The organism is Bradyrhizobium sp. USDA 241, from assembly GCF_049739505.1.
GTDB classification, from domain to species: Bacteria; Pseudomonadota; Alphaproteobacteria; order Rhizobiales; family Xanthobacteraceae; genus Bradyrhizobium; species Bradyrhizobium liaoningense.
The window spans coordinates 683,799-699,369 of record NZ_JBMGPZ010000004.1; the positions used below are offsets into that span (position 1 = coordinate 683,799).

At 64.6% G+C, this 15,571-nt stretch carries 13 protein-coding genes and 1 pseudogene; 4 read left to right on the top strand and 10 right to left on the bottom strand.

The window, feature by feature from the left end; translation table 11 throughout:
* The first annotated feature begins 5 nt into the window (after window positions 1-5).
* Window positions 6-572: a nucleotidyltransferase family protein gene (locus ABIF91_RS13030; protein ID WP_028179831.1), complete on the top strand. Its 567-nt coding sequence runs from the start codon at window positions 6-8 to the stop codon at window positions 570-572.
* A 131-nt stretch (window positions 573-703) separates the two neighbouring features.
* Here the strand turns inward: ABIF91_RS13030 and ABIF91_RS13035 are convergent, their stop codons facing one another.
* The 3 genes from ABIF91_RS13035 to ABIF91_RS13045 all read right to left on the bottom strand — a co-directional run bounded on the left by ABIF91_RS13035 (window position 704) and on the right by ABIF91_RS13045 (window position 3,346).
* Complete coding sequence (locus ABIF91_RS13035; protein WP_028179832.1) at window positions 704-1,270, bottom strand: PAN domain-containing protein; 567 nt, start codon at window positions 1,268-1,270, stop codon at window positions 704-706.
* A 112-nt stretch (window positions 1,271-1,382) separates the two neighbouring features.
* The gene (locus tag ABIF91_RS13040; protein WP_028179833.1) at window positions 1,383-2,753 is read right to left on the bottom strand and encodes a glutamate--cysteine ligase; all 1,371 of its coding nucleotides are present in this window, start codon (window positions 2,751-2,753) and stop codon (window positions 1,383-1,385) included.
* A gap of 98 nt (window positions 2,754-2,851) precedes the next feature.
* Window positions 2,852-3,346 carry a MarR family winged helix-turn-helix transcriptional regulator gene (locus ABIF91_RS13045; protein WP_028179834.1) on the bottom strand — a complete coding sequence of 165 codons (495 nt, stop codon included), beginning with the start codon at window positions 3,344-3,346 and terminating at the stop codon, window positions 2,852-2,854.
* Between the two features lie 682 nt (window positions 3,347-4,028).
* Between ABIF91_RS13045 and ABIF91_RS13050 the strand changes: the two genes are divergently transcribed.
* Together ABIF91_RS13050 and ABIF91_RS13055 are read left to right on the top strand one after the other, a co-directional pair.
* Window positions 4,029-4,337: a hypothetical protein gene (locus ABIF91_RS13050; protein WP_050994948.1), complete on the top strand. Its 309-nt coding sequence runs from the start codon at window positions 4,029-4,031 to the stop codon at window positions 4,335-4,337.
* Window positions 4,338-4,648: 311 nt separating this feature from the next.
* Entirely contained in the window at window positions 4,649-4,984 is a 336-nt protein-coding gene (locus ABIF91_RS13055) for a hypothetical protein (protein WP_424579184.1), read from the top strand.
* Between the two features lie 73 nt (window positions 4,985-5,057).
* Here ABIF91_RS13055 and ABIF91_RS13060 read toward each other — a convergent pair whose 3' ends face one another.
* From ABIF91_RS13060 to ABIF91_RS13075, 4 genes and pseudogenes are all read right to left on the bottom strand, one after another.
* Window positions 5,058-7,271, bottom strand: a complete 2,214-nt coding sequence (locus ABIF91_RS13060; RefSeq protein WP_028179837.1) for an FAD-dependent oxidoreductase — start codon at window positions 7,269-7,271, stop codon at window positions 5,058-5,060.
* Window positions 7,272-7,424: 153 nt separating this feature from the next.
* Window positions 7,425-8,633, bottom strand: coding sequence for an acetyl-CoA C-acetyltransferase (locus ABIF91_RS13065; protein ID WP_028179838.1), 1,209 nt, complete (start codon window positions 8,631-8,633; stop codon window positions 7,425-7,427).
* A gap of 57 nt (window positions 8,634-8,690) precedes the next feature.
* On the bottom strand, window positions 8,691-10,481 hold the full coding sequence (locus ABIF91_RS13070) for an acyl-CoA dehydrogenase C-terminal domain-containing protein (protein ID WP_028179839.1): 1,791 nt from the start codon (window positions 10,479-10,481) through the stop codon (window positions 8,691-8,693).
* Between the two features lie 95 nt (window positions 10,482-10,576).
* Window positions 10,577-10,959 (bottom strand): annotated as a pseudogene (locus tag ABIF91_RS13075) (nuclear transport factor 2 family protein).
* A gap of 205 nt (window positions 10,960-11,164) precedes the next feature.
* On the opposite strand from ABIF91_RS13075, the gene ABIF91_RS13080 reads away from it, so the two are divergent.
* Window positions 11,165-11,752 carry a PadR family transcriptional regulator gene (locus ABIF91_RS13080; RefSeq protein ID WP_028179841.1) on the top strand — a complete coding sequence of 196 codons (588 nt, stop codon included), beginning with the start codon at window positions 11,165-11,167 and terminating at the stop codon, window positions 11,750-11,752.
* A gap of 72 nt (window positions 11,753-11,824) precedes the next feature.
* On the opposite strand, the gene ABIF91_RS13085 is transcribed toward ABIF91_RS13080, so the two are convergent.
* From ABIF91_RS13085 to ABIF91_RS13095, 3 genes are all read right to left on the bottom strand, one after another.
* Window positions 11,825-12,767 (bottom strand): IS630 family transposase gene (locus ABIF91_RS13085; RefSeq protein WP_100213571.1). Its coding sequence is split into 2 segments (ribosomal slippage): window positions 11,825-12,430 and window positions 12,432-12,767, totalling 942 coding nucleotides; the frame shifts between segments, so codons are not numbered across the junction.
* Window positions 12,736-14,286, bottom strand: coding sequence for an NAD-dependent succinate-semialdehyde dehydrogenase (locus ABIF91_RS13090; protein WP_063829376.1), 1,551 nt, complete (start codon window positions 14,284-14,286; stop codon window positions 12,736-12,738). The genes ABIF91_RS13085 and ABIF91_RS13090 overlap by 32 nt, the downstream gene beginning before the upstream one ends.
* Window positions 14,287-14,347: 61 nt before the next feature.
* Window positions 14,348-15,562: an ABC transporter substrate-binding protein gene (locus tag ABIF91_RS13095; protein ID WP_028178594.1), complete on the bottom strand. Its 1,215-nt coding sequence runs from the start codon at window positions 15,560-15,562 to the stop codon at window positions 14,348-14,350.
* Between the last annotated feature and the right edge of the window lie 9 nt (window positions 15,563-15,571).

Genomic DNA, 15,571 nt, shown 5'->3' on the forward strand with positions numbered 1-15,571 from the left:
CACGGATGAACCGTGACGAATTTCTCAGGCTTGCCCTGAGAAATCCCGTCAACGTCGCGATTGCCGACGCCCTCGCGCAGCTTGCGCTGCCGGATGCCTGGCTGGTCGCGGGTTGCCTGGTGCAGACGGTGTGGAACGTGCTCACCGGCCGTGCGATCAGTCACGGCATCGCCGACTACGACGTGTTCTACTTCGATCCCGATACGTCGTGGGAGGCGGAAGACGCAGTGATCCGCAGACTGCATGCGCGGCTCGCGCATCTCGGCGCCAAGATCGAGATCCGCAACCAGGCGCGGGTGCATCTGTGGTACCCCGGCAAGCATGGCCTGCCCTATCCGCCGCTGACGCGCTCGACGGACGGCATCGACCGTTTCCTCACCGAGAATACGCAACTGGGTATCCGACCCGCCGGTGGGAATTTCGACGTCTATGCGCCCCACGGGTTCGATGACGTCGCAAGACTGATCGTAAGGCCCAACCGGGCGCCGAACTTCTCCGCCGCCAATTACGAGGCGAAAGCCGCGCGATGGAAGGCACTGTGGCCCGAGCTCACGGTGATTGCGGCAGAGTGAGCAAGACTCTCCTGTCCCGGACAAGATGCGTCGCGAAGCGGCGCAGAGCCGGCGATTGCAGGACCGCAACGGCCCCGGTTCAGCGGCGCATCACCCCGTGCTGCGCTACGCCCGGGGCACGACTACGAGCATCACCGCACCACGCCCGACGTGAATCCGGCCTTGCGGCGCGGCGGCTTGATCTCCTTCTTCAGGAAACAGCGCGCCTCGCGCCCAGTGTAGCCGGGGCGGGCATAGGTGAAGGCACGGCATTTGTTGTCGGCGGTGCAGGCGGCCTTGCAGGCCTCTACGCTTTCGCCGTCCTTGAGCTCGAAATTGCGCAAATCACCACCCGGGCGGTCGATCGACGTCTCGACGCCCTCGACGCGCGGCTCGATCACGCCGGCGCCGCGCACCCCGGAGATGCAGCAACTTCCCGGCACGCGCAGCGGCACGGTGTTCTTCAGCCAGCAGACCGCCGAGCCGCCTTCGACGTCGGGATAGCTGAAGCTCCAGGAGCGGCAGCGGCGATCACGCTCGCAGAGCAACGCGCAATCTTCGGGATCGCCCGACGTGACCGGCGTGCTGAAGTAGTCGCCGCCGGGGCGATCGAACGCCGTCTGGGCAGGCGCCGGCACGCTCGCAAATGCAAGCGAAAGCAGCATCACACATGCCGCGACGCTGGCCATGACGGCCCCAGACAGGCGGCCCTTCCTCATCGGAACAGCTTTCGAGTTATTGACGACGCTCAGGTTTTTTCGGCCGGCCATTTGATCGCCGCAAACCTGTATGGGCGATGAACGGCTCAAATCCCGATCGTTGGCTTAAGGTCTAGAACGCATACTCCGCGTAGACCGGTTCCACGGAGCCCTTCCAGGGACCGTTGAACTTCTCCAGCATCTCCTCGGCCGGCGTCCGGCCGGAATCGATGATGCGATCGAGCGGCTCGAGGTGTCGGGTCTCGTCGCGGCCAAGCTGGTCGATCCGGCCGCGCCGGCGCAGGCCGGCATGTGCCAGAACAAGGCACTCCTTGGCGATCTCGAACAGATAGCGGTCCTTGATCCGCGCCTTGAAGCCGAAGCGCGGCACGTCATCGCGCAAGGCCTGACGCTCATGCGCGGTCCAGTGCTTCACCATGTCCCAGGCGGCGTCGAGCGAAACGTCGTCGTAGAGCAGCCCCACCCAGAACGCCGGCAGCGCCGGCAAGCGGCCCCACGGACCGCCGTCGGAGCCGCGCATCTCGAGATAGCGCTTGAGCCGCACTTCCGGGAAGATCGTCGAAAGATGGTTGGCCCAGTCCGACAGCGTCGGACGCTCGCCGGGAAGATTGTTGTTGCGGCCCTCGAAGAACGCGCGGAACGAGGAGCCCGACACGTCGATGTATTCCTCGCCGCGCTTGACGAAATACATGGGCACGTCGAGTGCGTAGTCGACATAGCGCTCGAATCCCATGCCGTCCTCGAAGGCCCACGGCATCATGCCCGCGCGCGCGTTGTCGGTGTCGCGCCAGATCTCGGACCGGAAAGAGAGAAAGCCATTCGGCTTGCCCTCGGTGAACGGCGAATTGGCGAACAGCGCCGTCGCCACCGGCTGGAGCGCGAGCGAGACGCGCAGCTTCTTGACCATGTCGGCTTCGGAGGAGAAGTCGAGATTGGTCTGCACGGTACAGGTCCGGTACATCATGTCGAGGCCGTACTGACCGACCTTCGGCATGTAATTGGTCATGATCTTGTAGCGGCCCTTGGGCATCATCGGGATTTCGGCGCGCGACCAGGACGGCGTCATGCCGAGCCCGAGGAAGCCGATACCGAGCGGCGTTGCGATCTCGCGCACCTGTGCCAGATGCGCCATCAACTCGCCCTGGGTCTGGTGCACGTTCTCGACCGGCGCACCGGACAGCTCGAACTGTCCGCCGGGCTCGAGCGAGATCGCGCCGCCACCGGTGACGTCGTAGAGGCCGATGATGTTGCCCTTCTCCATGATCGGCTCCCAGCCGAGCAGGAGCTTCATGCCTTCGAGCAGCGCGCCGATGCCACGCGCACCTTCGTACGGCACCGGACGGTGGCCTTCGAGCGTGAACGGCGTCTTCTCGTGCTCGGTGCCCATGCGGAATTCGGACGGGTCCTTGCAGCCGGCCTCGAACCACGCGACGAGTTCGTCGCGTGACTGCAGCGGCGTCATATCGATCTGGTCTCGCGCCATATCAAACTCTAATCAAAAGGCGCTTCGACCGAACGCGCGCGGTGACAGGGATGGCCCGCGAACCCACCGGTTGCGCGGACGAGCGGTTTGCCGCGCGATCATCGCGACGGCATGCTTTCGTTGACGCCCGCGGGCGGCAGTTTCACCTCGCCGCACGAGCAGCCCAGGCGATCGAGCAGATTGCTGAGCTTGACGGCGTCGGCATCGGACAGTTTCGAGCCGACATACTTCTCGATCGCAGCCGAATAGGCGCCCCACATCCGCTTCTGCAACTCGCGGCCGGCTTCCGTGATCTCGACGAACTGGCCGCGCTTGTCGACCTTGCATTCGCGCCGCGAGGCAAGGCCCTCGTCGACCAGGCGGTCGATCAGCCGCGAGGTGGAATATTGCGGGATCAGCATCTGCCGCTCGAGCTCGACCGGCCGCAGCTCGCCCGAGGGCGCCCGCGACAATTCGAGCAGCGCATCATACCAGGCCAGCGGTGGGAAGCCGGCCTTCTTCAAGTCCTGCTCGACGCAATCGAGCACGCGGCTCTGCACCCGCATCAGGCGGATCCAGGCAGCCGTTGCCTCGGTCGATGGTTTGCGTTTCATGGTCCCGCTCAAGTTCGTCGCCCGTCTCTTACTCCATTTGATGCACCTGCATCAATCTTGACTATTTCAAGCAGATGCATGTAGTTGCTCTTTCGGCCGAACCAAGCATCAGGCGGAATTCCGCGAAACCGCAGGATTCGACCGGTGCCTGCTCGCCGTCCCCCCATGGCCCTCCTGTCAGCCGGCCTGCCCTATGAGATGGTCGAGGTCGAATCGGCGCCAAGAAGCTCAAAAATGGGCGAGGACTGTCTGAAGCTGACCCCCTGGGGCCAGGTCCTGCGCCGGGCCTCGACAGCGGCGAGATCGTGACCGAAGGCCCGGTGATTGTCCAGAAGATCGCCGTCAGGCCTCGGCCGAGGCGCTGGCGCCGGCCCGCGACAGTTCCGAGCACCACAAGCTGAAATTCCTCACCTCCGAGCCGCGCAGGAGCATTGGTCCGCTGTTCGCAGTGCAGGACAGGCGAGGCGACGAAGACTGGGATCGATGATCCGGTTCTCTGCTTGCGCCATTCGCTGAATCCGAAGATTCGCGATGTACTGACTTCAATTTTACGAGCATTGTCTGGGTTAACAATAACTCTTGGTTGTGCACTCAGCGGCCCTCGCCATCCTTGTGAGAGCACGCCACTTGGCTCAGCTTCAGCGCGGGAACACGACGCGGACCACTGGACCGGAAAGCAATTGTGACGGCTGTACTCCTTCTCCTGCTTGCGAGCGCAATCACTGGCCTGGCGACGGGGCTCATCTTCCGAGTCTGGACTCTGCTGCTGGTCTCGCCGGCGACCGCGATCGTTGCAGCAACGGTCCTTCAGAGCTCAGGCTTTGGATTTTGGACGGGCGTTCCAATCGTCGTCGGCTGCCTGATTGCCGGCCAGCTCGCCTATTTGGCGGCGACGTTCTACGTGTACAGAGGCGAGCTCTCAATGCAGGACGACATCGACGGCGAGCCAGGCGAGCACGGCCATCGCGATATCAAGAAGGAGAACGAGTAGGACCAGGCCGAACCACGAGGGAATTTTCCTGCGCCGCCGGAGGAGCCCGCGGCGTCGCCACGACCGACCCAGAAGCAGCAGGGGGGCGTATCTTACCGCAACGCCGGCTGCGCTGTCTTGAGACACAGTGGGGATCATTGCGGGACACCTTCAATGCCAATGGGCCATCCGGGGAAACATCAGCAAGAGCGGTGCCAGGGCGGAGCGTGGCTGCGGCAGGAATTTGGCGTGGATGATCCAGCCCTTCTTCATCGTGAACCATGCGATCGGCGACGACGTCGACATCTCCAGGAGACAGTTGCCTCATGAATATGATCGTCCTCATGACCGCCGGTGCGCCGCTCGCGATTCTCGGCTTGTCGACGCCGGTCGCACCGCAGCGCGATTGCATCTTCATAATCCATCCACAGACCACCTCGGCCGTGTTCGAGAGCAAGGAAGGAAAGATCGTCTTTCCGGACCGGCCGACCGAATATCGGTGCAGCTACGCCAAGACGAAGCGCGGCGCAGACATCGCTTTCATCAACCAGAATGACTGGCGTTTCGAAGTGCGCATCGGCCGCGGCGACGAAGGCAGCTGGACGGCCAGTCTCGCCGGCGAGACCGTATCGGGGCGCGCATTCTCGCCGTTCGGCGACGGAAAATAAAAAGGCCGGATCAATGATCCGGCCTTTGCGTGTCCGGATTTCGCTCACGCTCCATCCGGGCTACAGGTCTCTCTCAGGCCGCCGCCTTCTTCGGCGCGAAGCGGCCGTAGAAGGTCTCGCCCTTCGCAGCCATCTCCTCGAGCAGCTTCGGCGGGGTGAAGCGCGAGCCGTATTTCGCCTCGAGCTTGCGGCAGAGCTCGACGAACTTCTTCGTGCCCATGAAGTCGATGTAGGACAGCGTGCCGCCGGTGAACGGCGCAAAGCCGAAACCGAGGATCGAGCCGACATCCGCCTCGCGCGGATCGGTGATGACGTGGTCCTCCACCGTGCGCGCCGCTTCCACCGCCTGCACCACTAGGAAGCGCTGCTTCAGCTCCTCAATGTCGATCGTATCAGGGTCGAGCTGCTTCGGCTGCAGCGCTGACAAGCCCGACCACAGGCTCTTCTGGCCTTTGCCCTTCTCGGGGTAATCGTAGAAGCCCTTGCTGTTCTTGCGGCCGAGGCGGCCCTGCTTCTCGACCATCTCCACCATCAGCTTCTTCTGATCGGGATTGATGGCGTTGGGGCCGAGATCGGCCTCCGTCGCCTTCATGATCTTGAGGCCGAGGTCGAGCGCGACTTCGTCCGACAACGAGAGCGGGCCGACCGGCATGCCGGCCATCTTGGCGCAGTTCTCGATCATCGCCGGCGGCACGCCTTCCAAGAACATCTCGTTGCCTTCGGCGACGTAGCGGCCGACGCAGCGGTTGGCGAAGAAGCCGCGAGAGTCGTTCACGACGATCGGCGTCTTGCCGATCTGCCGGACGTAGTCGAGCGCGGTCGCAAGCGCGACATCGCCGGTGTTCTTGCCGAGGATGATCTCGACCAGCATCATCTTCTCGACCGGTGAGAAGAAGTGGATGCCGATGAACTTGCCCTGGTCCTTGAAGCCCTCGGCCAGCGAGGTGATCGGCAGCGTCGAGGTGTTCGACGCGAAGATCACGTCCGGCTTCAGATATTGCTGCGCCTTGGCGAAGGTGTCCGCCTTCACCTTGCGGTCCTCGAACACGGCCTCGATGACGAGGTCGACATCCTTCAGCGCGGCATAGTCCGCGGTCGGCGTGATGCGCGCGAGCAGCGCCTCTGCGTCACCAGGCTTGGCGCGGCCCTTCTTGATCTGATCCTCGATCACCTTCTGCGCATGCGCCTTGCCCTTGTCGGCGCTCTCCTGGTCGCGGTCGATCAGGACGACATCGAGACCGGCGCGGGCCGAGACATAGCCGACGCTGGCGCCCATGAAGCCCGCGCCGATCACCGCGATCTTCTTCACCTTGGTCGGCGGCACGTCCTTGGGACGGCGGGCGCCCTTGTTGAGCTCCTGCATCGACAGGAACAGGCTGCGGATCATCGCCGCCGCTTCCTTCGAGCGCAGCACCGAGGCGAAGTAGCGCGACTCCACCCGCAGCGCGGCGTCGATCGGCAGCTGCAGGCCCTCATAGACGCAGCTCATGATGGCGCGCGCGGCGGGATAATTGTCGTAGGTCTCGCGGCGGTAGATCGCGTTGCCGGCCGGGAACATCATCATGCCGGCCTTGGAGAACACCGGACCACCTGGAAGCTTGAAGCCTTTCTCGTCCCAGGGCGCGACGGCCTTGCCGCCGCCCTTGATCCAGTCCTTGGCGGCCTTGATGAGGTCAGCGGCGGGAACGACGGCATGGATCAGGTTCAGCGCCTTGGCCTTCTCGACCGTGACGGGATCGCCCTTGAGCAGGAGCGTCATCGCGTCCTGCGGCGGCACCAGGCGCGGCACGCGCTGCGTGCCGCCGGCCCCGGGGAACAGGCCGACCTTGACCTCGGGCAGGCCGAGGCGGGTCTTGGGATTCTCCGCCGCGACGCGATAGTGGCAGCACAGCGTGATCTCGAAGCCGCCGCCGAGCGCGAGGCCGTTGATCGCGGCCGCCCACGGCTTGCCCGACGTCTCGATCGAGCGCAGCACCAGCGAGAAGCGGCGGCTCTGGTCGAACAGCATCTGGTTCGCCGCGGTCTCGCCCTGCTCCTTGAAGACCTTCGCATAGGCTTGGTTCATGCCTTCGAGCATGGAGAGGTCGGCGCCCGCACAGAACGCCTCTTTCGCGGAGGTGATGACGACGCCCTTCACAGCAGCGTCTGCCGTGGTCGCCTTGACGATCGCCTCGAGCTCGTTGGTCGAGGTTTCGTCGAGCACGTTCATCGAACGGCCCGGGATATCCCAGGTGACGAGCGCGATGCCGTCTGCGTCGGTCTCAACCTTGAAATTCTTGTACGACATGTTGTTGCTCCTCGGTGCCGCAGCCGACCTCAGGCGCGGCGGTTGACGGTGATCTCGTAGGGTGGGCAAAGGCGCCCTTGCGCCGTGCCCACCATCATTCGCGAAGACAGCAGCGGTGGGCACGCTTCGCTTTGCCCACCCTACGGCAGCTCGTCACACCCGCTCGATGATGGTCGCGGTGCCCATGCCGCCGCCGATGCACAGCGTGACCAGGGCGGTGGACTTGTTGGTGCGCTCGAGCTCGTCGAGCACGGTGCCGAGGATCATCGCACCGGTCGCGCCGAGCGGATGGCCGAGCGCGATCGCGCCGCCATTGACGTTGATCTTGGCGTTGTCGATGTCGAAGGCCTGGATGTAGCGCAGCACGACGGAGGCGAAGGCCTCGTTGAGCTCGAACAGGTCGATGTCAGACTTCTTCATGCCCGAGCGCGCGAACAGCTTTTCGGTGACGTCGACCGGACCGGTCAGCATCATCGCCGGCTCGGAGCCGATATTGGCAAACGCGCGGATTTTCGCACGCGGCTTCATGCCGTACTTCGCGCCCGCTTCCTTGCTGCCGAGCAGCACGGCGCCGGCGCCGTCGACGATGCCCGAGGAGTTTCCGGCGTGGTGCACGTAGTTGACGCGCTCGATCTCGGGATGCGACTGCACCGCGACACCGTCAAAGCCGCCCATCTGCGCCATCATGGTGAACGACGGCTGCAGCTGCGCCAGCGACTGCATCGTGGTCGAGGGACGCATATGCTCGTCCTTGGCGAGGATGGTGAGGCCGTTGATGTCCTTCACCGGCACCACCGACTTGTCGAAGCGACCCTCGTCCCAGGCCTTGGCCGCGCGCTGCTGGCTCTGCACGGCGTAGGCGTCGACGTCATCACGCGAGAAGCCGTATTTGGTCGCGATCAAATCGGCCGAGACGCCCTGCGGCATGAAATAGGCCGGCACCGCGATCGAGGGATCCATCGGCCATGCGCCGCCGGAGGCGCCGATGCCGATGCGGCTCATGGATTCGGCGCCGCCGCCGATCACCAGCTCATGCTGACCGCTCATGATCTGCGCGGCGGCGAAGTTCACGGCATCGAGGCCGGAGGCGCAGAAGCGGCTGATCTGCACGCCGGGCACGGCATCGCCGAGACCGGCCTTGAGCGCGGCGAAGCGCGCGATGTCGGATCCGGCTTCACCGACGGGATCGACCACGCCGAGCACGACGTCGTCGACCGAATCTTCCGGAAGGTTGTTGCGGTCCTTCAGTGCCTTCAGCGGCACGGTGGCGAGCGCAAGCGCCGTGACCTCGTGCAGCGCGCCGTCCGCCTTGCCGCGGCCGCGCGGGGTGCGAACGTGGTCGTAGATGAATGCCTCAGGCATGACGCCCTCCTGATGTGATGTTTGAAAGCTATTGGGAAACGGCGGCGGGAGCAGGCCTCAGAAGGCTTCCGCCGGCAATTCCATGATGGTGGCGCAGCCGGCCTGGATGCGCGCGAGATTGGCCGCAGTCTCCGGCAGCATCCGCTCCATGAAGAAGCGGCCGGTGACGAGCTTGGTCGAGAGATAGGGCGTCGCCCCGCTCTCGGCAATCTTCGCCTGCGTCACCTTGGCCATCTTCGCCCACATATAGCCGAGCGCGACGAAGCCGAAGAGGTGCAGGTAGTCGGTTGCGGCAGCACCCGCATTGTCCGGCTTCGCCATCGCATTCTGCATCAGCCAGGTGGTGGCCTGCTGGAGGTGGCCGAGCGAGGTCGAGAGCGGCGTGATGAAGGGCTTGAGTGCCTCGTCGCCGCCATTCTCCTTGGCGAAGGCCATGACCTCGCCGAAGAAGGCCATGATGGCGCGGCCGCCGTCGCGCGGGAGCTTGCGTCCGACGAGGTCGAGCGCCTGGATGCCGTTGGCGCCCTCATAGATCATCGCGATACGCGCATCGCGCACGAACTGCTCCATGCCCTGCTCGGCGATGTAGCCGTGGCCGCCATACATCTGCTGCGCCTGCACCGCGTTGGCGAAGCCGTAGTCGGTGAGGAAGCCCTTCAGCACCGGCGTCATCAGGCCCATATGGTCGTCGGCGGCCTGGCGGTCCTTGGGATCCTCGGAGCGGTGGGCGACGTCGCTCTTCAGCGCGGTCCAGATCACGAAGGCACGCGCGGCCTCGTTGAAGGCGCGGATCGACAGCAGCGTGCGGCGCACATCGGGATGCACGATGATCGGATCGGCCGGCTTGTCCGGCGCCTTGGCGCCCGTGAGGGAACGGCCCTGGATGCGCTCGCGGGCATAGGCGACGGCGTTCTGATAGGCGACCTCGGACTGCGCGAGGCCCTGCACGGCGACGCCGAGGCGGGCCTCGTTCATCATCACGAACATGCCCTGCATGCCCTTGTTCTCTTCGCCGATCAGCCAGCCGGTGGCGTTGTCGTAGTTCATCACGCAGGTGGAGTTGCCGTGGATGCCCATCTTGTGCTCGATCGAGCCGCAGACGACGCCGTTGCGGGCGCCCACCGAGCCATCGGCGTTCACCAGGAATTTCGGCACCACGAACAGCGACACGCCCTTGATGCCGGCGGGTGCACCCTCGATGCGGGCGAGCACGAGGTGGATGATGTTGTCGGCGAGATCGTGCTCGCCGGCCGAGATGAAGATCTTGGTGCCGGTGATCCTGAAGCTGCCGTCGGGCTGGCGCACCGCCTTGGTGCGGAGCATGCCGAGGTCGGTGCCGCAATGCGGCTCGGTGAGGTTCATGGTGCCGGTCCATTCGCCGGCCACCATCTTCGGGACGTAGGTCTTCTTCTGCTCGGGCGTGCCGTGCACCAGCAGCGCCGCGGTCGCGCCCATGGTCAGGCCGCCATACATCGAGAACGCCATGTTGGCGGAAATCTGGAATTCGTTGACCGCCTGGCTCAGCGTCACCGGCAGGCCCTGGCCGCCATATTCGGTCGGCGCCGACAGGCCGAGCCAGCCGCCCTCGACGACCTGCTTGAACGCTTCCTTGAAGCCTTTCGGCGTGGTGACGCTGCCGTCGTCGGCGCGCTTGCAGCCTTCGAGATCGCCGATTCGATTGAGCGGCTGCAGCACCTCCTCGGCGAGCTTGGCGGCTTCGCCGAGGATGGCTTCGCGCACATCGCTCGACGCATCGGAGAAGCCCGGCAGATTGTCGTAGCGGTCGATCTGGAAGACGTCGTTGAGCAGGAAGTTCACGTCTTCGACGGGGGCTTTATAGATCGGCATGGGGTTCTCCCGGCATGGGCCTTGAAATGATGTTCGTGCGGTTCCTGCGGCGCGTTTGCCCGCGAGCTTAGCGGGTTCGGCAACTCAGGGCAGTATCATGATTGGGCAGCCAGCTGCTCCGCCATCAGACGGTGCAGCATGTTGATCGCCTTGAGCGGACGCACCATCACCTTGAAGTGCGTGATGCGTCCCTCGCCGTCGAAGCTGATGATGTCGACGCCGTTGATCTCGATGCCGTCGATCATGGTCTTGAATTCGAGCACGGCGCCGCGCTCGTCCTCCACTCACCCACATAGGTGAAGGTCGGACCGCCGAGCACCTGTTCGGCACTGGAGAGATATTTGAAGGTGATGTCGCGGCCGCGCTGCGGCGTGTGAACGACGGGGCTTTCGAACACGGCATCGGGGTGCAGAAGATCCCAGAGCGCGGTGCGGTCATGGGACTTCATGTAGGCGTACCAGGAATCGAGGCCGGTCATTCTCGGGTGCCTCCCTAAAGGGCTTTCCAGGAGCCTTGGCAAAAAACGCGAAAACAACCCCATGCACAGTAGCGAGAAGGTTGATTCCGCTGGGTTTTCGGGACGAGTCTTTCGCCCGGCCCTTCAGCCGCCTCATATGCACATTGACGCATATGCGCCGATGCGCATAAAGTCAAGCCACAAGGTCGAGAACAGGAGACCGGTCATGGCACTGGGCGACGCAATCCTCGCATGCCTGACGGAACGTCCGATGACGGGCTACGAGCTCGCCAAGACGTTCGATTCCTCGATCGGCTTCTTCTGGAAGGCCGACCACCAGCAGATCTACCGCGAACTCTCCAAGCTGCGCGACCGCGGCTACATCCAGGGCCGCGAGGTCGTGCAATCGGGCAAGCCCAACAAGCTGGTTTATACGCTCACTCCGGAGGGCCGAACAGCGCTGCGGCACTGGGCCGCGCGGCCAAGTACACCGGCCTCGACCAAGGACGACCTCCTGGTCCGCCTCCACGCGCTCGACAGCATCGACATCGAGCCGCTGCGCGCCGACTTGATGGCCCGGCTCGAGCACCACCGCGACCGCCACGCCAATTACGAGCGCATCCTGAAGAAGCGTTTTCCGGACGGCACGGCAGAGGGCAAGCTCGACTTGGGAAACCTGCTCCTGCTCCGCCTGGGGGCCCGGCACGAGCAGATGGTGGCCGACTTCTGCGAGGAAGCGCTCGAGGCGCTGTCGGCGATGAGCGGCAAGGCCACCGTGGTGCCGATGGAGGATGGCAAGCGCGAAAAGGGCTGAGGAATTCCGGCAGGCTGCCCGATCAGGCCGGCTGGAGCGCCTGTCCCGTCAGCGCGCTAGAGCATGATGTATTTACACGGAAACATAGCCTGAGTTTTTGAAGTAGTTGGTGCACTCCTCCTGGGAGAAGAGATCGAGGAGTTCACCAACCTTCCGCCAGGTTGCCTCCACGTCACGAGGTTCTGCGGATCGCATGAGGTGTTTGAGTTTGGCGAAGACCTGCTCGATCGGGTTGAGGTCAGGGCTGTAGGGCGGCAAGAAGATAAGGTGGGCTCCTCTGGCGCGGATAGCTTGGCGAGCCGCTTTGCCCTTGTGGCTGCCAAGATTGTCGAGAACGACGATCTCGCCCGGTGCGAGGGTGGGTGCCAACACCTTCTCGACGTACAGCGTGAAGAGTTCACCATTGATGGGACCATCAATCACCCAAGGCGCACTGATCCGATCATGACGCAGCGCCGCGATGAAGGTCATGGTCTTCCAATGGCCGAAAGGTGCAGATGCTTGGAGGCGCTGCCCACAAGGCCCCCAGCCGCGTAGCGGCGCCATATTGGTCTTGATCCACGTCTCGTCGATGAAAACCAACCGCGTGACGTCAATCCTGCCTTGATGCGCTTTCCATCGGGTCCGCTTACGGGCGACGTCTGGGCGATCCTGCTCGGCTGGTAGAAGCGTTTTTTTTGAAGCTGAGCCCCTCGGCGTGAACAAAAGTCCACACCGCCCGCACGTCTGTCTTGATCCCCCGTGCAGCCAGCTCCTGCGTCAGCTTGCGCAAGGTGAATGGCCCCGAGCGAATGCGTTTGCGCAGCCAGTCGGCGTTGGCATCCGACAGAACCCGCTTCTTGTGGCCGCCGATCTGGCCGGGCGCCAGGCCTCCGGTATCACGCCTTAGGTTCTTCCACTTCGTCACGCACGAGGGGCTGATCTGTAGCGCCTCTGCGATCGAACGAACCGTCTCGCCCGCGTCAGCGCGAGCCAAGGCGCGTTCACGGATGTCTTCCGAATAGGGGCGCGTCATCCATGCTGGCCTCCGCACTCCAGCATGGAGCTTGAATCAGAAATCGCCCGCTCTGGGAACCCCGATTCCAGTCAAAAACATCACGCTCTAGCTGGCTGACGTATTTCAGCGTCTGGAATTCCTGCAAGCCCTCGATCCCGCCCTCGCAGCCGATGCCGCTGTCCTTGTGTCCGCCGAACGGGGTTTCCGGCAAGGACGCCTGCCAGTGGTTGACGATCACATTGCCGCTCTGGATCGCCTCGGACATCGCGGCGGCGTTGCGCATGTCGTTGGTCATCACGTAGGACGCCAGCCCGAACGGCAGGCGATTGGCGAGATGAACGGCCTCGTCCATGGTCCGGAACGGCGCCGTCGCGGCCAGCGGACCGAACGGCTCGACGTTGGACGCCAGGCATTCCTGATCGACATGGGACAGCACCGTGGGCCGGTAGAAATAGCCCCGGTTGCCGCAGCTCCTGCCGCCTGCGGCGACGCGGATCTGGCGCGTCCGCGCATCCGCGACGAAGCGCTCCATGCTCTCCACGCGCCGTTCATGTGCCAGCGGCCCCATCCCGGTCGCGGCATCAAAGCCGTCGCCGACGACGATCGCCTCCGCGAGCTCGGCCAGCTTGGCCGCGAATCGATCATGGATCGATTCATGAACGAAGAAGCGGGTCGGCGACGTACAGACCTGGCCGGCGTTGCGGAACTTGGCAGTCACCGCCGAGACGGCCGCGGCTTCCGGATCGGCGTCATCGAAGATCAGGACCGGCGCGTGGCCGCCGAGCTCGAGCGTCATTCGTTTCAGCGTCTGGACGGCCAGCGCGCCGAGCTGCTTGCCGACCTCGGTCGAGCCCGTGAAGGTCAGGCCTCGGATGACGGGTGATTGCAGCAGCGCCTGCGAGACCAGCCCCGGATTGCCGAACACGACATTGAGCACACCGGCCGGAAGCCCGGCATCCTCCAGCGCCGCGGCGATCGCGAGCGCGGTGGCCGGCGTTTCCTCGGCCGGCTTGATGATCACCGAGCAGCCAGCAGCCAGCGCGCTGGAGATCTTGCGCGCGGGCGTGATCGCCGGCGCATTCCAGGGTGCGAAGGCCGCGATCGGCCCGAGCGGCTCGCGGATCGCAATCTGCTGAACGCCGCGCTGACGGGCGGGAATCACCCGCCCATAGGCGCGGCGGCCCTCCTCCGCATTCCAGGCGAACAGCCCGGCGGCCGTCTCGACCTCGGCACGGGCCTCGGCGATCGGCTTGCCGAGCTCCAGCGTGATCAGGCCTGCGATCCGCTCCCGGCGCTCGATGATCAGCGCCGCCGCCTGCTGCAGGATGCGGCCACGATCGATGGCCGGCATCTGCCGCCATTGCTCATGTCCGCACGCGGCGGATGTAAGCGCCTCGTCCAGATCGCCCGGCCCGGCGCAGGGCAGTTCCCCGATCACCTCTCCGGTCGCGGGATTGCGCACCGGCACGATGTCCCGCCCTTCTGCGGCGCGCCATCGGCCGCCGATGAAGAGTGCGAGCGGGGGATAGTCGATCATCTTGGCGCTCCCGGGGGTACGGGCTGCAGGCTTTCCTGCGGCCCGGCTTGCCAGACGGCTGCTACTTGGCTGCGCCGACCAGCGGGCAATTGCCGTCCTTGAGCGGACGGAACGCCTGGTCGCCGGGCACCGTGGCGAGGATCTTGTAGTAGTCCCAGGGATATTTCGATTCCGAGGGATCCTTGACCTGCAGCAGATACATGTCGCGGATCACCCGGCCATCCTCCCGGATCGAGGCATTGGTCGTGTAGACGTCGTTGATGGGCAGCTTCTTCATCTCCGCGACCAGAGCGGAGCCCGACTCGCTCTTCTTCGCCTCGATCGCCTTGAGATAATGCGTGACCGCGCCGTACACGGCGATCTGCAGGCTGCCGGGCGCCTTGCCCTTGAAGCGCGCCATGAAGCGCTTGCTCCATTCGCGCGTCTTGTCGTTCGCATCCCAGTAGAAACTGTCGGCGAAGATCAGCCCCTTGGCATTGGCAAGGCCGAGGCCGTGGATATCTGGCAGGTTGACCAGCAGCGCCGCGATGCTCTGCCCGCCCGCGGTCAGGCCGAACTCGTTGGCCTGCTTCAGCGAGTTCATCATGTCGGCGCCGGCATTGGCGAGGCCGACCACCTGCGACTTCGAGGCCTGGGCCTGCAACAGGAAGGACGAGAAGTCCGGCGTGTTGAGCGGCGCCCGCGCCGCACCCAGCACCGTGCCGCCATTGGCGAGCACCACCTTGGAGGCTTCCGCCTCGAGCGCCTGGCCGAAGCTGTAATCCGCGGTCAGGAAGAACCAGCTCTTGAGGCCTTTCTTCACCAGCGGAGCGGTGGCGACATTCGCCAGCGCGTAATTGTCATAGGCCCAGTGGACCCCGTTGGGCGAACAGGCCTTGCCGGTGAGGTCAGGCGTTCCGGGACCGGTGGCGAGGAAGACCTTGTCCTTTTCGCGGGTCAGTTGCTGCACGGCCAGCGCGACGCCCGACGAGACCACCTCGGTGATCGCATCGACGCCTTCGGTGTCGTACCAGCGCCGCGCCACACCGAGACCGACATCGGCCTTGTTCTGATGATCGGCCGAGACGATCTCGACCGGCGTGCCGCCGGCCTTGCCGCCGAAATCCTCGACCGCCATCTGGGCCGCCAGCACCGATCCCGCGCCGACATTGTCGGCATAGGGACCGGACATGTCGGTGAGCACGCCGATCTTCACCGTGCCCTTGGCGATCTCCGCCCGCGCGGATCCGAAGACGGACAGCGCCGCCAGAGCCGCAACCAACGCTTTCTTCTTCACGAACGTCCT